The sequence below is a fragment of the Mucilaginibacter terrigena genome (assembly GCF_004168255.1).
Classification (GTDB): domain Bacteria; phylum Bacteroidota; class Bacteroidia; order Sphingobacteriales; family Sphingobacteriaceae; genus Mucilaginibacter; species Mucilaginibacter terrigena.
In genome coordinates this window covers 45,483-64,353 of record NZ_SEWG01000004.1, presented here as the reverse complement: position 1 = coordinate 64,353, position 18,871 = coordinate 45,483, and the positions used below count along the sequence as shown (strand labels likewise).

At 43.9% G+C, this 18,871-nt stretch carries 21 protein-coding genes; 16 read left to right on the top strand and 5 right to left on the bottom strand.

What is annotated here, in order from left to right:
* Positions 1-54 precede the first annotated feature (54 nt).
* Positions 55-1,158: a redox-regulated ATPase YchF gene (ychF, locus tag EWM62_RS10445; protein WP_129877041.1), complete on the bottom strand. Its 1,104-nt coding sequence runs from the start codon at positions 1,156-1,158 to the stop codon at positions 55-57.
* 206 nt (positions 1,159-1,364) lie between these two features.
* On the opposite strand from ychF, the gene mgtE reads away from it, so the two are divergent.
* Positions 1,365-2,735 carry a magnesium transporter gene (mgtE, locus tag EWM62_RS10440; protein WP_129876615.1) on the top strand — a complete coding sequence of 457 codons (1,371 nt, stop codon included), beginning with the start codon at positions 1,365-1,367 and terminating at the stop codon, positions 2,733-2,735.
* A 78-nt stretch (positions 2,736-2,813) separates the two neighbouring features.
* Here the strand turns inward: mgtE and EWM62_RS10435 are convergent, their stop codons facing one another.
* Entirely contained in the window at positions 2,814-3,134 is a 321-nt protein-coding gene (locus tag EWM62_RS10435) for a DUF3276 family protein (protein WP_129876614.1), read from the bottom strand.
* A 240-nt stretch (positions 3,135-3,374) separates the two neighbouring features.
* Between EWM62_RS10435 and EWM62_RS10430 the strand changes: the two genes are divergently transcribed.
* The gene (locus tag EWM62_RS10430; protein WP_129876613.1) at positions 3,375-3,581 is read left to right on the top strand and encodes a cold-shock protein; all 207 of its coding nucleotides are present in this window, start codon (positions 3,375-3,377) and stop codon (positions 3,579-3,581) included.
* Between the two features lie 7 nt (positions 3,582-3,588).
* On the opposite strand, the gene EWM62_RS10425 is transcribed toward EWM62_RS10430, so the two are convergent.
* Complete coding sequence (locus EWM62_RS10425; RefSeq protein ID WP_129876612.1) at positions 3,589-5,376, bottom strand: ABC transporter ATP-binding protein; 1,788 nt, start codon at positions 5,374-5,376, stop codon at positions 3,589-3,591.
* Between the two features lie 456 nt (positions 5,377-5,832).
* On the opposite strand from EWM62_RS10425, the gene EWM62_RS10420 reads away from it, so the two are divergent.
* The 9 genes from EWM62_RS10420 to EWM62_RS10385 all read left to right on the top strand — a co-directional run bounded on the left by EWM62_RS10420 (position 5,833) and on the right by EWM62_RS10385 (position 12,044).
* A complete protein-coding gene (locus tag EWM62_RS10420) occupies positions 5,833-6,918 on the top strand; it encodes a Glu/Leu/Phe/Val family dehydrogenase (protein WP_129876611.1) in 1,086 nt (361 codons plus the stop codon).
* Between the two features lie 48 nt (positions 6,919-6,966).
* Entirely contained in the window at positions 6,967-7,914 is a 948-nt protein-coding gene (nusB, locus tag EWM62_RS10415; protein ID WP_129876610.1) for a transcription antitermination factor NusB, read from the top strand.
* A gap of 86 nt (positions 7,915-8,000) precedes the next feature.
* Positions 8,001-8,444: a DUF1573 domain-containing protein gene (locus EWM62_RS10410; RefSeq protein WP_129876609.1), complete on the top strand. Its 444-nt coding sequence runs from the start codon at positions 8,001-8,003 to the stop codon at positions 8,442-8,444.
* A 13-nt stretch (positions 8,445-8,457) separates the two neighbouring features.
* Complete coding sequence (yajC, locus tag EWM62_RS10405) at positions 8,458-8,781, top strand: preprotein translocase subunit YajC (RefSeq protein ID WP_129876608.1); 324 nt, start codon at positions 8,458-8,460, stop codon at positions 8,779-8,781.
* A 142-nt stretch (positions 8,782-8,923) separates the two neighbouring features.
* Positions 8,924-9,871 (top strand): YbbR-like domain-containing protein, encoded by a 948-nt coding sequence (locus EWM62_RS10400; protein WP_129876607.1) that lies wholly within the window; start codon positions 8,924-8,926, stop codon positions 9,869-9,871.
* Complete coding sequence (gene coaE / locus EWM62_RS10395; RefSeq protein WP_129876606.1) at positions 9,871-10,473, top strand: dephospho-CoA kinase; 603 nt, start codon at positions 9,871-9,873, stop codon at positions 10,471-10,473. The genes EWM62_RS10400 and coaE overlap by 1 nt, the downstream gene beginning before the upstream one ends.
* Positions 10,470-11,408: an MBL fold metallo-hydrolase gene (locus EWM62_RS10390; RefSeq protein ID WP_129876605.1), complete on the top strand. Its 939-nt coding sequence runs from the start codon at positions 10,470-10,472 to the stop codon at positions 11,406-11,408. Before coaE ends, EWM62_RS10390 begins: the two co-directional genes overlap by 4 nt.
* Complete coding sequence (locus EWM62_RS19325; protein WP_162499826.1) at positions 11,408-11,569, top strand: DUF5522 domain-containing protein; 162 nt, start codon at positions 11,408-11,410, stop codon at positions 11,567-11,569. Before EWM62_RS10390 ends, EWM62_RS19325 begins: the two co-directional genes overlap by 1 nt.
* A gap of 25 nt (positions 11,570-11,594) precedes the next feature.
* On the top strand, positions 11,595-12,044 hold the full coding sequence (locus EWM62_RS10385) for a MarR family winged helix-turn-helix transcriptional regulator (RefSeq protein ID WP_129876604.1): 450 nt from the start codon (positions 11,595-11,597) through the stop codon (positions 12,042-12,044).
* A gap of 140 nt (positions 12,045-12,184) precedes the next feature.
* On the opposite strand, the gene EWM62_RS10380 is transcribed toward EWM62_RS10385, so the two are convergent.
* On the bottom strand, positions 12,185-12,754 hold the full coding sequence (locus EWM62_RS10380) for a phosphatase PAP2 family protein (RefSeq protein ID WP_129876603.1): 570 nt from the start codon (positions 12,752-12,754) through the stop codon (positions 12,185-12,187).
* A 134-nt stretch (positions 12,755-12,888) separates the two neighbouring features.
* Here EWM62_RS10380 and glmM point away from each other — a divergent pair, with 134 nt between their 5' ends.
* The 4 genes from glmM (at position 12,889) to EWM62_RS10360 (ending at position 16,453) form a co-directional block, all read left to right on the top strand.
* Positions 12,889-14,280, top strand: coding sequence for a phosphoglucosamine mutase (gene glmM, locus EWM62_RS10375; RefSeq protein ID WP_129876602.1), 1,392 nt, complete (start codon positions 12,889-12,891; stop codon positions 14,278-14,280).
* Positions 14,281-14,354: 74 nt separating this feature from the next.
* Complete coding sequence (locus tag EWM62_RS10370; RefSeq protein WP_129876601.1) at positions 14,355-15,491, top strand: cysteine desulfurase family protein; 1,137 nt, start codon at positions 14,355-14,357, stop codon at positions 15,489-15,491.
* 84 nt (positions 15,492-15,575) lie between these two features.
* Positions 15,576-16,028, top strand: coding sequence for a hypothetical protein (locus EWM62_RS10365; RefSeq protein ID WP_129876600.1), 453 nt, complete (start codon positions 15,576-15,578; stop codon positions 16,026-16,028).
* A 134-nt stretch (positions 16,029-16,162) separates the two neighbouring features.
* Positions 16,163-16,453: a hypothetical protein gene (locus EWM62_RS10360; protein WP_129876599.1), complete on the top strand. Its 291-nt coding sequence runs from the start codon at positions 16,163-16,165 to the stop codon at positions 16,451-16,453.
* A gap of 166 nt (positions 16,454-16,619) precedes the next feature.
* Here EWM62_RS10360 and accD read toward each other — a convergent pair whose 3' ends face one another.
* Positions 16,620-17,501: an acetyl-CoA carboxylase, carboxyltransferase subunit beta gene (accD, locus tag EWM62_RS10355; RefSeq protein ID WP_129877040.1), complete on the bottom strand. Its 882-nt coding sequence runs from the start codon at positions 17,499-17,501 to the stop codon at positions 16,620-16,622.
* A gap of 254 nt (positions 17,502-17,755) precedes the next feature.
* Between accD and fbaA the strand changes: the two genes are divergently transcribed.
* On the top strand, positions 17,756-18,835 hold the full coding sequence (gene fbaA, locus EWM62_RS10350) for a class II fructose-bisphosphate aldolase (RefSeq protein WP_129876598.1): 1,080 nt from the start codon (positions 17,756-17,758) through the stop codon (positions 18,833-18,835).
* The last annotated feature ends 36 nt before the right edge of the window (positions 18,836-18,871 follow it).

The window sequence follows — 18,871 nt, the reverse complement described above, 5'->3', positions numbered from 1 at the left end:
AAAAAGGCCGCTGATAAGCGGCCTTTTCTCTATTTCTGTGCATAATGGTGAGAATCACACATTGAAGCGGAAGTGCATCACGTCGCCATCCTCAACCACGTAAGTTTTACCTTCAACACCCATCTTACCGTTTTCCTTAATAACAGCTTCCGATCCGTTGAATTTTACAAAATCATCATACTTGATCACCTCTGCTCGGATAAAGCCTTTTTCAAAATCGGTATGGATAACACCGGCTGCCTGTGGTGCAGTAAAGCCTTGTGTAATGGTCCAGGCGCGTACTTCCTGTACGCCGGCGGTAAAATAGGTGGCCAGGTTAAGCAGGCGGTAAGCTGCTTTTATCAATTTATTTACGCCCGATTCGGTTAAGCCCAGGTCGTTTAAAAATTCCTGGCGTTCCTCGTACGATTCTAATTCAGAAATTTCGGCTTCTATTTGTGCCGATATGATCAATACCTCCGCGTTCTCGTCCTTAACAGCGGCTTTAACACGTTCAACATAAGCGTTACCTGTACTTACCGAGCCTTCGTCTACATTACAAACGTACATTACCGGTTTGGCGGTAAGCAGCCAGATATCTTCGATGTATTCTTTATCTTCTTCGGCAACGGGAGCGGTACGGGCCGATTTGCCCGCTAACAGGTGGTTCCTGTAAACTGTTAATACGTCGTAAGTTTTCTTAGCCTCTTTGTCGCCGCCGGTTTTGGCCATTTTCTCCACCTTCTGGATCTTTTTTTCTATCGAGTCAAGGTCCTTCAGTTGCAGTTCGGTATCGATGATCTCCTTGTCGCGGATGGGGTCAACCGATCCGTCAACGTGGATCACGTTATCGTTATCAAAACAGCGCAATACGTGTATAATAGCATTTGTAGCACGTATGTTGGCCAAAAACTGGTTGCCCAAACCTTCGCCCTTGCTGGCACCCTTAACCAGGCCTGCGATATCCACTATCTCGATGGTGTTTGGCACTACGTTCTTGGGGTTAACAATTTCTGTAAGTTTTGTAAGGCGCTCGTCGGGCACGGTAATTACGCCCACGTTTGGCTCTATAGTGCAAAACGGAAAGTTTGCCGCCTGTGCCTTGGCGTTTGATAAACAGTTAAAAAGTGTTGACTTACCCACATTTGGCAAACCCACTATACCACATTGTAAACCCATTTTTATTGTATTTGGGTTCATAGATCATAGTTCATGGTTCTTGGCAGGAATGTTTGCCATGAACTATGAACCAGTTACCATGAACTGATTTTTAAGCCGCAAAGATAACAGAAAAAACTACCTTGTAATTTGAAAAAATAAACGACTTTTGCCAGCATCACAATTGGCAGCAAAACAGGTTACAAACATGTAAAAAGAGGGCTTTTATGGAAGAGATGGTTGAGCAAATAGAATTACTACTGGAGCAGGAGGATATTACGCCGCTACAGGATTATTTGAACAACCTTAATATATCTGACGTAGAGCAACTTATAGACGAACTGCCGGAATATGGTCCCAAATTTATCGAAACCCTTTCTATCAACAGGGCGGTAAATGTTTTCAGGATCTTAGACTTCCCTACTCAGGAACGCATCATTAAAAGGCTTTCGGGTAAAAAGGTAAGCGAGATCATAAATGAGCTGCCGCCAGATGACCGTACCGCTTTTTTCAGCGAACTGCACGGCGATGCGGTTACCAAATTGATCCTGCACCTTTCGCCGGCCGACCGTAAGGAGGCGCTTTCTTTGTTGGGATATAAAGAAGACAGCGTTGGCCGTTTGATGACGCCGGATTATATCGCCGTTAAAAAAAGCTGGGATGTGAACAGGGTGCTGGCACACATCCGTCGTTACGGTAAAAATTCTGAAACTATTGATGTAATTTACGTAATTGGCGATAACGGCATTTTGCTGGACGATATCCGGATCCGCGAGATCTTGCTTGTAGCGCCCGAAACAAAGATCAGCCAGCTGATGGATGGGCGTTTAATTTCGCTGAGCGCAAACGACCCGCAGCAGGATGCTATCAACGTGTTCAGGATGAATAACCGCACGGCACTGCCGGTAACTGACGAAGAGAATATCCTTTTGGGTATTGTTACAGTAGATGATATCTTGTGGATAGCGAACGAAGAATATACAGAGGATATCCAGAAGATTGGTGGTACCGAAGCTTTGGATGAGCCTTATTTGGATATTAACCTGTTCCGCCTGGTTAAAAAAAGGGTGGGCTGGCTGGTAATACTTTTTTTGGGCGAAATGCTGACCGCAACAGCCATGGGCTTTTTTGAACATGCTATTGAAAAAGCTGTAGTACTGGCTTTATTTATCCCTTTAATTATTTCGAGCGGGGGCAACAGCGGTTCGCAGGCCTCAACGCTTATTATACAGGCCATGGCTCTTGGCGAAGTTACCATTGCCGATTGGTGGCGGGTAATGCGCCGCGAGATCATCTCGGGTTTAATGCTGGGTATAACGCTGGGTATAATCGGCTTTTTACGGATAGGCGTATTCAGCATGTTTAGCGACCTGTATGGCCCGCACTGGATGCTGGTTGGCGCCACCATTGGCTTTTCACTGATAGGGGTGGTGCTGTGGGGGTCGCTGGCGGGTTCAATGCTGCCATTGTTCCTGAAAAAATTAGGGGCCGACCCTGCTACATCGTCAGCTCCATTTGTAGCCACATTGGTTGATGTTACCGGCCTCATCATTTACTTTAGCGTTGCCGTGCTGTTTATGAAGGGCATATTGCTGTAAGCAAACTCACGTATTAAAAAAAATACCCGCCTTTTGAGCGGGTATTTTAATATCGTTTAGGTTTGTTTATATCTTAAGTTAAAAGCTGAAGTCTTCGTCGGCTTTTGCCACTTCGGCGTTCTCGCTAAATTCGTAGCGTTTTTCAACTACTTCCTGGTGGTCTTTTATATAATCTACAGTGTCTTTTAATCCTTCGGCAAATTTTTCAAAGTCCTCTTTGTATAAGAAGATCTTGTGTTTAATAAAAACCCCATCCTCCAAACGTTTTTTACTTTCTGTGATGGTCACATAATAGTCGTTTGACCGGGTAGCTTTTACATCAAAAAAATAAGTCCTCTTCCCGGCCCTCACCTTCTTCGAGTAAACCTCTTCACGCTCTCTGTTGTCAAAATCTCCCATAAATTTTTTTTATTGTAATAGTTTTGGTGGCCTAAATATATATAAAAATTCAATTGCAAGTATTAACTGCATAATAATATTGGCTTTTTAATCAAACAATTACATGTTAAATGCTATAACACTGCCTTTATATTTAAAATATAGCTTAATTGTACATTTAAAGGATACTTTAGTAACTGTTACGCCCATTGCGTAACGCATTAAACAGTACGTAAATATTTAACCTAAAAAACCAATCGCATGAAAACCGGAATACTGAAAACCTGGAACCTAACAAAAGGATTTGGATGGATAACACCAAACGATGGCAGCAAGGATGCTATGCTTTATAGCTACGCTATAATAAATGGTGATTTTAAAGCACCAAAGGTAGGCGATAAAGTTAGCTTTACGCCTGTTAACGGCCCGGGTGGGGTGTTAAACGCCGCTAACGCAACTATACTATAAGTAAGGCTTAAGCCTGCTCTTCTTCCTCAAGCAGTTGTTTTTCGTACAATTCAAAGTAAGGGCCTTTTAGGTCCATTAATTGGTTGTGGGTACCCTGTTCTGCTATTTCGCCATCATCAAGCACCAGTATATTGTCGGCATTTTTTATGGTAGATATGCGGTGCGAGATAATGATGCTGGTTTTATCCTGCATAATGCGCCCCAGGTTATTTAATATTTCCTCTTCGGTGCGGGTGTCAACTGCCGACAGGCAATCGTCAAATATCAGCACCTGCGGGTGCTTTACTATGGCCCGAGCAATGCTTACGCGCTGTTTTTGCCCGCCGGATAGGGTTACGCCACGTTCGCCGATAAGCGTTTCAAAGCCTTTCTCCAATTCCATAATGTTGTTGTAAACCGCGGCATCTTTTGCGGCCTGTTCAACCCGCGGCATATCCAGCACATCGGCGCTAAAGGCGATGTTATGCGATATGATATCCGAAAAAAGGAAAACCTCCTGCGGCACAAAGCCTATCTGCGAACGGTAATTATCAAGGTTAAGGCGGGTAAGGGGTTTATCATCAATCAGTATTTCGCCGCCGGTAGTATCATACATCCGCATAATTAAATTGCCAATGGTTGATTTACCCGACCCTGTACGCCCTATAATGGCCACCATTTCGCCGGGGTTTACCGTAAACGAAACATCTTTTATAGCGGTGATACCCGTATCCGGGTACCTGAATGTTACGTTCCTGAACTCGATTTTCCCGGCAAGGGTATGTGGCGCTGCATCAGGTGACTTGATCTCGGGCTGCTCGTGCAAAAATTCGTTGATGCGTTTTTGCGAGGCTGCCGCGCGTTGTATAAGCGAGGTTACCCAGCCCAGCGATATTACCGGGAAGGCCAGCATATTCAGGTAAACAATAAACTCGGCGATGTTGCCGGGGGTGATGTTGCCCTTCATTACCTCAACGCCGCCTATGTACATGGTAATTACATTGCTTAGGCCTATCAATAGTAACATAGATGGGAAAAACAATGCCTGAACCTTGGCAAGGGCCATGCTTTGTGTTTTATAATCTTCGCTTTCTTCGGCGAATTTACTGCGTACAAAACCTTCGCGCACGTATGATTTTATGACCCTTATGCCCGAAAAATTTTCCTGCACAAAGCTGGATAATCCCGACAGGCGCTGCTGTATACGCTCGCTGCGATGTTCTATAACCGTATTGACGTAAAAGATAATTACCGCAAGGATAGGCAGCGGGAGCACCGAAAATATGGCCAGCCGAATGTTTACCGTAAGCATGGCGTATATCACCAGTATGAATAGGATAACCGTGTTTATGGTATACATAATGCCCGGCCCCAGGTACATACGCACGCGGCTAACGTCCTCGGTAACGCGGTTCATCAGGTCGCCGGTGTTGTGGCGGCGGTAAAAAGCAAGCGATAAAACCTGGTAGTGGGAATAGATCTCGTTTTTCAGGTCGTACTCGATATGCCGCGACATCAGGATAATGGTTTGCCGCATAAAAAACAGGAACAAACCCCTTAACAAAGCCAGCACCAACACCAAAACGCCAAAAAGCAACAGGCTGGAGCCAAAAATATCATAAATAACATGCTGCCTGTTAAAGCCGTCGAACAACTGGTAAACGCCAATATTCTCGGTAACCAGGTCAAACGCTACGCGGATAACCTGCGCGGGCAGCACGCCAAAAATATTTGATATGATAACAAAAAGCACACCCGGCACCAGGCGCCAGCGGTATTTTATAAAAAATTTATTGAGGTATGCGAGATCTTTCATTAGTGTATGGCCAAAAGTAAGGTATGTTGGTTGCAATTCAAAAGGGGAAGAAGGACGGAAAGATGAAAGCTAAAAGATTTGACAAGGCTGTGTGGTAAAGTCACGCGTGCGGCGAATAAACGGAAGTCCGCGTTAGGGATATAAGCGAAAACCCCGCAATGAAGGGCTGCTTCTATCAGCAGACTGTAATGAGGAGTTGCAGCGGATAGCCCGGCCGTAGGCAACGCCCCAAAAAACAAAAAACCTTTTACTCATTACCTATTAAAACTATTAATTTTTAAACAGATGTCATTTATAAAACCGTCCTCCTTCCAAAATTAACTATAACCTACAAGCCTCCATTATATGCTTCATCTTTTGCCCATTCATCACCCATCACCAACTAAACTTTGCCACAATAAAAAAAACCTTTAGTTTTGCAGGGCTAACAAACAAATACATTTGCCGCTTTCCCCAATGCCTGTTCAACAACCAACCGATAGTATTTTTAATCAGCTCGATGCTTTCGGACACAAAAAAGTTGTGTTTTGCAGCGATCCTGATACCGGCTTAAAAGCGATCATAGCCATACACGATACCACGCTTGGGCCTGCTTTTGGCAGTACGCGCATGTGGGCCTACAAAACGGAAGGTGATGCTTTGAACGATGTTTTGCGCCTGTCAAAAAGCATGACATACAAGTGTGCTATTGCGGGGCTTAATATGGGCGGCGGTTACTCGGTTATCATCGGCGATTCGCGCAAGGATAAAACCGAGGCGCTGATGCGCAAGTTTGGGCGCTTTATCAAAAACCTTAACGGCGAGTTTATAACATCTGAAGATGTGGGCACCAGCCCTCGCGATATGGAATACATCCGCATGGAAACGCAGCATGTAACAGGTATACCCGAAAGCCTTGGCGGCAGCGGCGACCCGGCACCAATTGCGGCAAAAGGCGTATTTATGGGGATAAAGGCTTGTGTTAAAGAGCAATTTGGCAGCGACAGCCTAACGGGTAAATCGGTAATTGTGCAGGGGATAGGGCACGTGGGCGAAAGCCTGGTTAAACTGCTTCGCGATGAGAATACCAAGGTTTATATTAGCGATATTAATGACGAGCGCACGCGCCAGGTATCAAAAAAATACGGTGCCGAAGCGGTATCAAACAATTCGATATTTGATATTGATGCCGATATTTATTCGCCTTGCGCTTTAGGGGCTACTATTAATACCGAAACCATTAAAAAAATTAAATGCGGCATTATAGCCGGGTCGGCCAATAACCAGCTGCAGGACGAGCAGGTGCACGGCGAAATGCTGCTTGATAAGGGCATCCTTTTTGCACCCGATTACGTAATAAACGCGGGCGGTATTATTAATTGCTATTCGGAACTGATGGGCTTTAGTAAAAAACGTACCATGCAGCTTACCGAAAATATTTACGATGCAACCCGTAATGTTTTAAAACTTTCTAAGCTCGAAAACATTTCTACTACTAACGCGGCAAACAAAATTGCCGAAAAACGTATTGCTGATATTAAAAAAGTAAAATCAACCTATTAAAATTTATCATAGGCCGGCGATAGGCCCGGCCATAATCGTTCTTACAAAATGTTAAACAGAAGGCACCTTAGGGTAAAAGTGTTACAGTCACTGTACGCGTTCCACCAATCGGATACTAAAGAAATTAAAGCGCATGAAAAGCATTTGCTGCACAGTATCGACCAGGTTTTTGAAATGTATATATGGATGCTATCGCTGATAAGCGAGGTTATTGATTATACCGAAACTGATGCTGCAGAGCGGGCCAACAAGCATTTACCTACTGCCGATGACCTGAACGCCAGCGTGAAGATACTGAGCAATCGCTTTATCCTGTCGTTAAAAGAAAACAGGGACTACCTTATCGCCTTAAAAAAGTACAAGGTGGAGTGGTCGTTTGACCCCGAACTGGCAAAATCATTATTCACCACACTGAAAAAATCGGCGGAATATGCCGAATACCTGGCAAAAACAGACGATACCCTGCAAACCGATAAGGATATCATTAAATTTATATTTAAGAAGGTGATCCTGAAATCGTCGCTGGCCGAGCAGGTATTTGAAGATAAATTTATTTACTGGCCGGTTGACCGCGAAGTGCTACAGGCGTTGATAGCCAAAACGTTCAAAAATTTCTCATCAGATAATTACGCCGAAAATAAACTGGCCGAAATTAGCGGTAACTGGGTTGAAGACCGGGAATTTGTAGTGAACCTGTTTGAGCAAAGCATCCGCCACGATGCTGCGTACCAGGAGCTTATAGCCCAAAAAACCCAAAACTGGGAGCCCGACCGTATTGCCATGATGGATACTTTATTAATGAAGATGGCCATTGTAGAATTTATTAACTTTACATCTATCCCGGTAAAGGTTACCATTAACGAGTACCTGGAGATCTCGAAAGAGTTTAGTACACCTAAAAGTAATTCGTTTATAAACGGTATATTAGACAAGATTTTATTTGAACTTAAAGCGCAAAATAAAATAAAGAAAATAGGCAGGGGATTAATAGAGTAGTGAGTACGTTTTATCTTAAATAAAAATATACTATTAAATCAATATCCCGATAGCTATCGGGGGCAGTAAATCAATAAATAATTCTGATGAAAAAGCTGTTTTTATGTTCAATTGTTGCCGGTTTGCTATTTACAACAGCCTGCAATCAATCAAGCCACAGTGCTAAGGCGGCAGTTGCCGATAATGCAAATGTTAATGCAACCAATGCGCCTGTAATGAAGTTTGAAAAGGAAACCCACGACTTTGGCAAGATCAAAGAAGGCGACAAGGTTACTTACGAGTTTAAGTTTACCAACACCGGCAAATCGCCGTTAATTATTAAAGATGCTGTTGCCACCTGTGGCTGCACCAAGCCCGAGTGGCCAAAAGCACCTATACAACCCGGTGCCGATGGTTCGGTTAAAGTTACTTTTAACAGCGCCGCTAAAATGGGCCTGCAGGATAAGCAAATAACAATTACTGCCAATACAATACCTGCGCAAAATATGGTGCATTTAATTGGTGAGGTAACAACCGGTACTACTAAATAATATATAAATACAGATGATAACAACAGTTTTATTACAGGCGGCCGGCGGCGGCTTTGGTACACCACAATTGATAATGTTTGGCTTAATTGCCATAGTGTTTTATTTTTTTATGATCCGCCCGCAGGTTAAAAAACAAAAAGACCAGAAAAAATACGTTGAAGAGCTTAAAAAGGGCGACAAAATTATAACTACTGCAGGTATTCATGGTAAAATATACGAAGTAGCCGAAACAACCTTCCTTGTAGAAGTTGAAGGCGGTACCCGCATACGTTTTGATAAATCGGCAGTATCGTTAGAAGCTTCAAAAGCGTTGAATACACCGGTGGTTAGCAAGTAAGGCTGCCTTAAGGTAAAAGGATAAAGGTAAAAGGCGAAAGGTATTGGCACAGGTTATAACTTGCCGTATCTTTCGCCTTTCCGCTTTAAAAACTTTTCATTTAACTTTAACCTTTCGCCTTTGACCTTTTACCTCAAAAAACATGGCAATAATTAAATTATCTGCAATTGAGCGACGGCGGCTATCTGCTTTTGTTACCTGCCTGGTGCTTGCCATATTTGCGTGGTTGTTCACTTCCTTATCAAATCCATATAAATATACGGTAAGGCGGGTGGTCAGTTTCAGGAACGCCCCTCAAAAGCGGGCATTTCATCCCTTGCAGCCCGATACCGTTAACGCTATAGTTCAGGGTACCGGCTGGCAAATGCTGTTCTCCAAATTCGACGAAGATAAAAAGACGATCGATGTAGACCTGCGCACCCTGGATGTTAAAAACTATGTGGTGCTAAGTGCACAACTCAGGCAAATTAATGCTAAAAGAGAGGTAGGCCGCGAGATAATAGCTATTAACCCCGATACCTTATTTTTTGATTTTAGCAGCCGTACGGTAAAAAGGGTGCCTGTTGAACTGGTTACGGCAATAACTTATCAAAAACAGTTTTCACAATCGGGTAATGTTATTATAAAACCGCGCTATGTAACCATAAGCGGCCCTGCCGAAGCGCTGAACAGGATAACATCGTGGAAAACTGATACGATTAAACTAAACGATGCCAACGAAGACTTTAACGCCCGTGTAAATCTGCGTGGCTCAAAAGAAGGGAACTTGAATGTTTTGCCGCGGAGTGTAAGGGTGAATATCCCTGTTGACGAATACACCGAAAAAACTATTGAAGTACCGGTTAAACTGGTGAATAACCACAACTATTACGATGTAAAGATCTTCCCGCAAAAGGTTAAGGTAACCCTTACTACATCGTTAGGTAATTATCCCGACCTGAACGAGGATGATTTTGAAGCAGTTGCCGACCTTGAACTTTGGCGGCATAGTGGGTACAGCGTTCTCCCGGTAAAAGTAACGCGCCTGCCATCGTACAGCAAAGTGGTTAAAATTGAGCCGCAGAATATTGATTTTATTATAAAAAAATAATGTTTAAAGTAGGCATAACCGGTAATATAGGCAGCGGTAAAACCACGGTTTGTAAAATATTTGAGGTATTGGGCATCCCTGTTTTTTATGCTGATGATGCAGCCAGGGATGTAATGGTGACCGATGGTGAACTGATTGCCGGCATTAAACAAACTTTTGGCAGCCAAGCCTACCTTGCCGGTGGTAACCTTAACCGCAAATATATAGCAGGCATAGTTTTCAATAATAAAGAACAATTAAGCAAACTTAATGCGCTGGTACACCCTGCCGTTTTCCGCGCGTTTGATAAATGGGTTCTTGATCAAAAGGATGCACCCTATGTTTTAAAAGAAGCCGCTATATTATTTGAGAGCGGTTCTTATAAAATGTGCGACAGGTCTGTATTGGTTACCGCGCCTTTGGCGTTGCGTATAAAACGCGTCACCGATCGCGATGGCATAACCGCCGATGAAGTAAAAAGCCGCAACGACCGCCAGTTTACTGAAGAGCAGAAGCTGGCACTGGCCAATGATGTAATTATTAATGACGATACGCAACCCGTAATTCCGCAGGTATTAAAACTGCACCGCCTGTATTTGTCACTCGCCCAGCAAAATTCATGATATTAGACGATTTTATTGCTTTTAACACCAATGGACTGTATTGCCGTTACGCCGATTTTTACCTGGACCCGCAGCTGCCTGTAGAGAATGCAGTAATTTCCCACGCCCATGCCGATCATGCTAAAAGCGGCAACATCAACGTTTACACTACCGACGCTACATACGCCTTTATGCAGCTCCGTTATGGCAAAAGCTCTGCTAAGGTTAGTTATACGGTTGCCTACAACACTCCCTTCACAATTGGCGATGTCCAGCTAATCTTTATACCTGCCGGGCACATGCCGGGCTCGGCACAGGTGCTAATGCAATATAAGGGCACGCGATACCTTTACACAGGCGATTATAAGCTACAGCCCGATGCCACCTGCGAGCCATTGGAATTTGTAAAAGCCGATGTATTGATAACGGAAAGTACCTTTGCCGACCCCAATACCGCGCACCCCGACCCGGTTGAAGAGATAAAAAAACTGAACGACATTAAAATAAATATTCTGCTGGGGGCTTACAGCCTGGGCAAAAGCCAGCGTTTGATCAAGATGATAAATGACTATGCGCCGCAGAAGAAAATACTCGTACATCATCGGATAATGCCTGTCAACGCCATCTACCAAAAAATGGGCTTTGACCTGGGCGCCCACCAGGTTTATGGCCGTAAACTGATGAAGGAGCAACTGGAATATGTGTACATCGTGCCGCCGTTTACCTTCGATAGCTACTTGCGGGCAACCGGGGTTAAGCGCCTGTTTGCATCGGGATGGAAAAACCTGCAGGTAAACGCGCAGGACACCCTTTTTATATCAGACCACGCCGACTGGAGCGATATCATTAAAACCATAGAGCAAACCGGGCCTGAGCAGATCTGGACCCTGCACGGCAACGGCACACATTTAAAAAATCATTTTAATAATGATATTTTTGTGAAATTGCTTAGCTGATGCTGCAGGAAAATATAGACTATTATATAAACGAGGATGGTAATTTTGTTTTCACCAAAGAGTACCATTTAAAGCGCGGCTATTGCTGTAAAAACAAATGCTTGCATTGCCCGTGGAACTACAGGGGCGAGGATAAATCAGAACAAACAGAAAATAAATAGGTTATATTTGCAGGATATTTAAATCATGGGAATAGAGGAAGATATTAAAAGCACCAATTTTGAAGATAATTACCATAAAGCGGTAATTAACCTTTCATATACATCGGGCTGGATGAATAACCACATGCGCCCTCATTTCGAGCGTTTTAACCTTACACAACAGCAGTTTAACATACTACGCATTTTACGTGGGCAATACCCCAAACCGGCAACCGTAAACCTGTTAAAGGAGCGTATGATCGATAAAATGTCGGATGCTTCCCGCATTGTTGATCGACTGGTTCAAAAAGGCCTGGTATCGCGCTGCACCAACTCACGCGACCGCCGCGCTGTTGATATCCGCATCAGCGACGAAGGCCTGGCTATCCTCAAAAAAATGGATGCCGAATTTAAAACCAAAGATTTTTTTAAGCAAAACCTCACCGAAGCCGAAGCGGGCCAATTAAGCGATCTGCTGGATAAGATGAGAGGGTGATTTGATTTCAGATTTACGATTTCGGATTTGTGGGTGCTCTAACTAAGCACCTTTTGTTTTTAACTCCGGAGGAGTTACCTGTTTATAGCCATCAATTAAATAAGAGACCGCTCCGTAGGTGCGCCCTTAACAGATACTATTTACGCCCTAAACCCCGGCGTTACCTTTATAAATCCCACCGCAAATAATATCCCCACCAAACTGCCATAAATAGCCCCGCCGGTAACATCAAGCGGGTAATGTACGCCTACATAAACCTGGGCAAAACAAATGATGGCTGCCCAAAGCATCGTTGCAGGTAGTACCCATTTCCATCGCCTGTAAAATATCCAGCTTAAAAATACGGCTATGGCAAAATGATCGGTAGCGTGGGTAGAGGGGAAACTGTAACCTGTACCGCAGCCAACACGGTTTATATCGGTCTGCATTGTAGCCGGGTCGCGGCAGGGGCGCAGGCGGTGTGCGTAAGGCTTAATAATGCTGGCGCTGGTGTAATCGGCAAAGCCAACGGCCAGCGATAAAAAAACCAACAGTATAGCACCTTGCTTTTTATACTTCCGGATGCCGAAAACGATGATAAACAGGTATAACGGGATCCAGAATTTGGGGTTACGCATCAGGGGCATCAGCCAGTCAAAAAAAGCGTTTGAAAGGTCGTGGTTGATGAAGTAGAATAAATGCCGGTCAAAGTTTAGCAGGAAATCGGGCATTGGCTATATCAGTGTAATACTTAGTGTTCTCAACAGGGGTAAATATAGCCAATAAATTAGTGCATAAACTATCGCTTTTTTACATTTCTATCGTTTAAATATTCTTACTTTTGCGGCTTAATCATCTATACATTTTGACACTCATAAAATCAATTTCGGGCATAAGGGGTACCATAGGTGGTGCGGCCGGCGATGGCTTAACCCCATTGGATATTGTTAAATTTACATCTGCATACGGTAGCTGGGCAGTAAAGCGTACGGGTATCAAAAAGATAGTGTTGGGCCGCGATGCCCGCCTGTCGGGCAGTATGGTAAACAACCTGGTTATTGGTACACTACAGGGTTTGGGTATCGATGTGATAGACCTTGGCCTTTCAACCACCCCAACTGTAGAAGTTGCCGTGCCCGATGAAAAGGCTGCTGGTGGTATCATCCTTACCGCCAGCCATAACCCAAAACAATGGAACGCCCTTAAATTATTGAACGAAAAAGGCGAGTTCATCAGCGATGTTGATGGTAAAGAGGTTTTAGAAATTGCCGAAAACAGCGATTTTATATATGCCGATGTAAACGATCTGGGTACGGTTATTAATGATGACAGCTACCTGCAAAAACACATCGACAAAGTGTTGGCGCTACCTTTAGTAGATGTTGCCGCCATTAAAAAAGCTAACTTTAAAGTAGCTATCGACTGTGTAAACTCAACGGGCGGTATTTTTGTGCCGGCCTTGTTAAAGGCGCTGGGTGTAGAAGTTGTTCACGAGCTTTATTGCGAGCCCGACGGGCACTTCCCGCACAACCCGGAGCCATTGCCCGAAAATTTGGTAGCCTTGTCGCAGGAGGTTTTAAAAACCAAAGCTGACCTGGGTATAGCTGTTGACCCTGATGTTGACCGCTTGTGCTTTGTTTGCGAGGATGGTAGCATGTTTGGCGAGGAATACACCCTTGTAGCCGTTGCCGATTACGTATTGAAGAACACAAAAGGTAATACCGTGTCAAACCTGTCATCAACCCGTGCCCTGCGCGATGTAACGGAAGATGCCGGCGGCGAATACCATGCCGCCGCGGTAGGTGAGGTAAACGTGGTGAATAAAATGAAAGAAGTTAATGCCATTATAGGCGGAGAAGGTAACGGAGGGGTTATTTATCCCGAACTGCATTACGGCCGCGACGCCTTGGTTGGTATAGCTTTGTTTTTAACTCATTTAGCCAATTACGGTAAGCCAGTATCTGTTCTAAGGGCCTCGTACCCAAGCTACTTTATATCTAAAAATAAGATTACGTTAACGCCCGAAATGGATATAGATGCCCTGCTGTTAAAGGTGGAAGAAAAATACCAGCAGCAGCCGCACTCAACTATCGATGGTTTAAAAATAGAGTTTGATAAGCAATGGGTACACCTGCGCAGGTCAAACACCGAGCCTATAATCCGTATTTATTCCGAAGCAAATTCGGAAGCTGTTGCGGAGAGTTTGGCCAACAAGATAATTGCCGATATAAAAGAAATTTTGAATTTGAACGAATAGCAGGTAAATCTTTAGGGTTGGGGAATCCTGCTGGTTAACTGTTATTTTTACTGACCATAATAATTAAAGAAACGATGCGAGTTTATTTTGACAACGCCGCTACTACCGCGCTTGATCCTGAGGTTTTAAAGGAAATGTACAAGGTTATGGAAAGCCAGTTTGGCAATCCTTCGTCAATTCACTCGCACGGGCGCGAGGTGCGTACGCTGATAGAGCGCTCGCGCAAAACTATAGCAAGCCTGTTGCATACCTCGCCTGCCGAAATATTTTTTACCAGCGGCGGTACCGAGGCCGATAATACTGCCATCCGCTGCGGTATTGTTGATCATAAACTAACCCACGCTATTACTACCAAACTGGAACACCATGCCGTTATACACACGTTGCAGGCCATGGAAAAGGCAGGTGTTATCAAATTAAGCTACGCCGATGTAGATTGTAAAGGCAACGTTGATTACGACCACCTGGAAACTTTACTAAAAAACAACAACCGCAGCTTTGTATCCCTGATGCACGCCAACAACGAGTTGGGCACCTTAACGGATATTGAGCGCGTAGGAGAGCTTTGCGAGGCTTACAACGCCATGTATCATAGCGATACGGTGCAGACAGTGGGCCACTATAAGCATGATCTGAACAAGCTTAAATTGCATTTTATGGTATGCGCGGCACATAAGCTGCACGGGCCAAAAGGTATAGGTTTTTTACACATCAACCATAAAGTTAAAATTAACCCGATGATATACGGCGGATCACAGGAGCGCAATATGCGTGGTGGTACCGAGAACGTATACGGCATTGCAGGCCTTGCCAAAGCACTTGAAATGGCTTATGCCGATATGGATGCTCACCAGGCTTACATACAGGACCTGAAGAGCTATATGAAAGCGCAATTGGAGCAAAACGTCCCGGGTGTACAATTCAATGGCGAAACTGATCCGGCCAAAAGTTTATACACCGTGTTAAACGTATCTTTCCCCGAAATGGAAATGGCGGATATGCTGTTATTTAACCTGGACATTGCCGGTATTTCGGCATCGGGCGGCAGCGCGTGCAGTTCGGGCACGGATATTGGTTCGCATGTGTTAACGGCTATAGGTGCCAATCCCGACAGGCCATCCGTTAGGTTCTCGTTCTCTAAATACAATACCAAAGATGAGGTGGATTACACAGTAGCCAAGTTGAAGGAGTTGTGCATGATTGTAATTTAAGTTAAAATATTATCTTTATTTGAAAATAAGTTCAAACAATCTATTTGATTCATAGGTTAGTTATGTATATTAAAAACAAAACCTATGATAACTACAAACGACAACACCTGGAACAATGATTCAACTGATCAGAACCAGGGCGGAGGCTCCAACTCTTTTGGTACAGCCGGCAATGGCGAAACCGAAAATCAAAATTTTAACAATGGTACCGATACAGACAGCGGCACCGGCGAAAGCAGCAACCTTGATGATACCGAAGGTGGTGGCAACACAACAGGCGGTTATGCATCAAACCAGGGTGATGGCATGGGCAACAATACCGGCGGCAATACAGCGGGCGGCTTTTCGTCGGACCAGGGTAGCGGTTTTGGCGATAGTACAGGCGGCAGCGATGCTGACTTAGCCGGAGGTGGTGACCTGTCTGACGATGAAACGGATAGTGACGATGAACTTGATACCGATTCGGAAGATGCCGATACGGATGAAGACGTTAACGCAGATCCATCAAGCGACAGTGCCCGCCCGGGTATTGTATAATATTTAGTGCTTCATTTTGTTTTAGGATTAAAGCTTCTACCCGGATCTTTTTAATTCCTAAAACAAAATGTTGTTTTTGCCAATTGTGGCCGCGTTTTTGATTAATTATTATTAACAATTAAAAACTAAATACCATGGAAAATAACGAAAGCAAACCGGAGTACACTCCCAACCATAACCCGAACGAAAATCCTGAAGAAAGCCAATCCAATAACGAAGGCACAGGATACAGTCAGCAAACCGAGCGCGACCAGCCACGTGAAGGCGCGGATACATCCTTTAGCGAACAAAATGATGTAACACCACCCGAAAGGCACGAGTTTCCGTCTGAAGGCGCTGCGACAAAAACAGATTTTGCCAGTCGTAACCATGGCCGTACAACCGGCCGTATGGTAGGGCATGAGCCGGGTACTGAAGGGATATAGGTTTAAGATTTGTCATCCTGAGGGACGAAGGATCTAATCGCCTGCATGTTCGCATGCATAGTTCATTAATAGATTCTTCACTTCGTTCAGAATGACAATTAGGGTTAAAAAGAAAAAGGCCATTCGTAAAACTAACGAATGGCCTTTTTGTGGATTATATTTTTACTTATGCCTGCGGCTCAGTTTTTTCTTCTTTAGCAGAGACCGGCGCAAGCATTTTAAGGAATGATGCTAGTTTCTCTTTCATTTCCCTGCGGTCAACTATAAAGTCAAGGAAACCATGCTCCTGCACAAATTCCGCGGTTTGGAAACCTTTTGGCAGATCTTTTTTGATAGTTTCTTTAATAACCCTTGGGCCTGCAAAACCAATCAGCGAACCCGGCTCGGCAATGTTGATATCGCCCAGCATAGCGTATGATGCGGTTACACCACCGGTAGTTGGGTCGGTTAATAAAGATATATAAGGGATTTTAGCCTGGCTTAGCAACGCCAGCTTAGCCGATGTTTTGGCCATTTGCATTAACGAGAACGCAGCCTCCATCATCCGTGCACCGCCAGATTTTGAGATCATCAGGAAAGGGATCTTATTGGCTATGCTATGATCGATAGAACGCGCTATCTTTTCGCCCACAACCGACCCCATAGAGCCACCTATAAAGGTAAAATCCATACAGGCAATAACCAGTTCCTCTCCGTTCATTTTACCATGAGCGGCACGGATGGCATCGGTTAACCCGGTTTTGTTTTTGGTTTCCTTAAGCCTGTCGGTATATTTTTTGGTATCGGTAAAGTGCAATGGGTCGCCCGAGTGCAGGGTGGTAAACAGTTCGGTAAACTGGTTATCATCAAACAAAACAGAAAAATATTCTTTTGAACCAATGCGCAAATGGTAGCCACAGTAGTGGCAAACGTATTGGTTTTCAACCTGCTCTGAGTAATGCAACGGTTTCTTACATTGAGGGCATTTATTCCAGATGCCATCGGGGGCCTCTTTTTTTTCCTCAGTAGTCGTAATTATCCCTTTAATTTCTCGCTTAAACCACGCCATGTCTATTTCTAAGTCTTTCAAGTACTGCAAAGAAACAAAAAATATCACAACAAGTTTGTAAATGTTAACAGAAGTTAAACTTGTGATAATGCTTTTAATGGGGCGGGTAAGTGTAAAAATAACACCTTGCTTATTGTTATGCGCGCATTTTTAGGCCAATTATTGCTTTTTAAAACGTTTTGATGCTTAAAACTTTAACAATCATATAGGTAAAACCCATAATTTTTATAACTTCGAGGCCCAAACATACGCTCATGGATTTAAAAAATATTAAAGGTGTTCTGCACGGAGATCAGGTGCAGGAACTATTTGAAGCAGCTAAAAAACATCAGTTTGCTTTACCTGCCGTTAACGTTATCGGCACAAATACTATTAACGCGGTAATGGAAACAGCTGCTGCTGTAAAATCGCCTGTTATTATTCAGTTATCAAATGGTGGCGCGCAGTTTTATGCCGGTAAATCGTTAGATAACTCAAAACTACAGGCCTGCATTTTAGGTGGCGTATCTGCCGCCAAGCACGTGCATTTATTAGCCGAGCATTATGGCGTTGCTGTTATTTTGCATACCGACCATGCTGCAAAAAAATTATTACCATGGATTGATGGTTTGTTAGAACATGGCGAGAAATTTTTTGCTGAAACCGGCAAGCCGTTGTTCTCATCGCATATGCTTGATCTTTCTGAAGAGCCGATTGAAGAAAATATTGAAATATCTGCCAAATACCTTGAGCGCATGGCCAAAATGGGCATGACAGTAGAGATCGAGCTTGGTGTTACCGGCGGTGAAGAAGACGGTGTTGACAACTCTGATGTTGATAGCTCGCGTTTATATACCCAGCCGGAAGAGGTTGCTTACGCTTACGAAGAACTTTCTAAAGTGAGCCACCGTTTTACCATTGCTGCTGCATTTGGTAACGTGCATGGTGTATACAAGCCGGGTAACGTTAAATTACAACCGGTTATCCTGCACAACTCACAAGAGTTTTTAAAGGAGAAACACAAACTTACTGCCGAGAAACCTATCAATTTTGTGTTCCACGGTGGTTCGGGCTCAAGCCAGGAAGAGATCCGCGAAGCGATCTCATACGGCGCTATCAAAATGAATATTGATACCGATATGCAGTTTGCATTTTGGGAAGGCATAAGAGATTACTACCAGGCAAAAGAGGGCTATTTGCAAACACAAATTGGCAGCCCTGATGGTGACGATTCGCCAAACAAAAAATATTACGACCCGCGCGTTTGGTTACGTAAAGCCGAAGAAAGCTTTGTAAAAAGGCTTACCGAAGCTTTTGGCGATCTTAACTGTATCGACGTAAACAGCAAGCTGTAAGCGTTTAAAAACCAATAAGAATAAAAAACCGCCTTT

Excerpts from the sequence above, each read along its gene's own strand:
- mgtE (WP_129876615.1), top strand. The coding sequence starts at position 1,365 with ATGGAAGAGATGGTTGAGCAAATAGAATTACTACTGGAGCAGGAGGAT.
- coaE (WP_129876606.1), top strand. The coding sequence starts at position 9,871 with ATGTTTAAAGTAGGCATAACCGGTAATATAGGCAGCGGTAAAACCACG.
- EWM62_RS10360 (WP_129876599.1), top strand. The coding sequence starts at position 16,163 with ATGGAAAATAACGAAAGCAAACCGGAGTACACTCCCAACCATAACCCG.
- ychF (WP_129877041.1), bottom strand. The coding sequence starts at position 1,158 with ATGGGTTTACAATGTGGTATAGTGGGTTTGCCAAATGTGGGTAAGTCA.
- EWM62_RS10410 (WP_129876609.1), top strand. The coding sequence starts at position 8,001 with ATGAAAAAGCTGTTTTTATGTTCAATTGTTGCCGGTTTGCTATTTACA.
- EWM62_RS10430 (WP_129876613.1), top strand. The coding sequence starts at position 3,375 with ATGAAAACCGGAATACTGAAAACCTGGAACCTAACAAAAGGATTTGGA.
- EWM62_RS10370 (WP_129876601.1), top strand. The coding sequence starts at position 14,355 with ATGCGAGTTTATTTTGACAACGCCGCTACTACCGCGCTTGATCCTGAG.
- EWM62_RS10365 (WP_129876600.1), top strand. The coding sequence starts at position 15,576 with ATGATAACTACAAACGACAACACCTGGAACAATGATTCAACTGATCAG.
- EWM62_RS10385 (WP_129876604.1), top strand. The coding sequence starts at position 11,595 with ATGGGAATAGAGGAAGATATTAAAAGCACCAATTTTGAAGATAATTAC.
- EWM62_RS19325 (WP_162499826.1), top strand. The coding sequence starts at position 11,408 with ATGCTGCAGGAAAATATAGACTATTATATAAACGAGGATGGTAATTTT.
- EWM62_RS10390 (WP_129876605.1), top strand. The coding sequence starts at position 10,470 with ATGATATTAGACGATTTTATTGCTTTTAACACCAATGGACTGTATTGC.
- yajC (WP_129876608.1), top strand. The coding sequence starts at position 8,458 with ATGATAACAACAGTTTTATTACAGGCGGCCGGCGGCGGCTTTGGTACA.
- EWM62_RS10380 (WP_129876603.1), bottom strand. The coding sequence starts at position 12,754 with ATGCCCGATTTCCTGCTAAACTTTGACCGGCATTTATTCTACTTCATC.
- accD (WP_129877040.1), bottom strand. The coding sequence starts at position 17,501 with ATGGCGTGGTTTAAGCGAGAAATTAAAGGGATAATTACGACTACTGAG.
- fbaA (WP_129876598.1), top strand. The coding sequence starts at position 17,756 with ATGGATTTAAAAAATATTAAAGGTGTTCTGCACGGAGATCAGGTGCAG.
- EWM62_RS10400 (WP_129876607.1), top strand. The coding sequence starts at position 8,924 with ATGGCAATAATTAAATTATCTGCAATTGAGCGACGGCGGCTATCTGCT.
- nusB (WP_129876610.1), top strand. The coding sequence starts at position 6,967 with ATGTTAAACAGAAGGCACCTTAGGGTAAAAGTGTTACAGTCACTGTAC.
- EWM62_RS10435 (WP_129876614.1), bottom strand. The coding sequence starts at position 3,134 with ATGGGAGATTTTGACAACAGAGAGCGTGAAGAGGTTTACTCGAAGAAG.
- EWM62_RS10425 (WP_129876612.1), bottom strand. The coding sequence starts at position 5,376 with ATGAAAGATCTCGCATACCTCAATAAATTTTTTATAAAATACCGCTGG.
- EWM62_RS10420 (WP_129876611.1), top strand. The coding sequence starts at position 5,833 with ATGCCTGTTCAACAACCAACCGATAGTATTTTTAATCAGCTCGATGCT.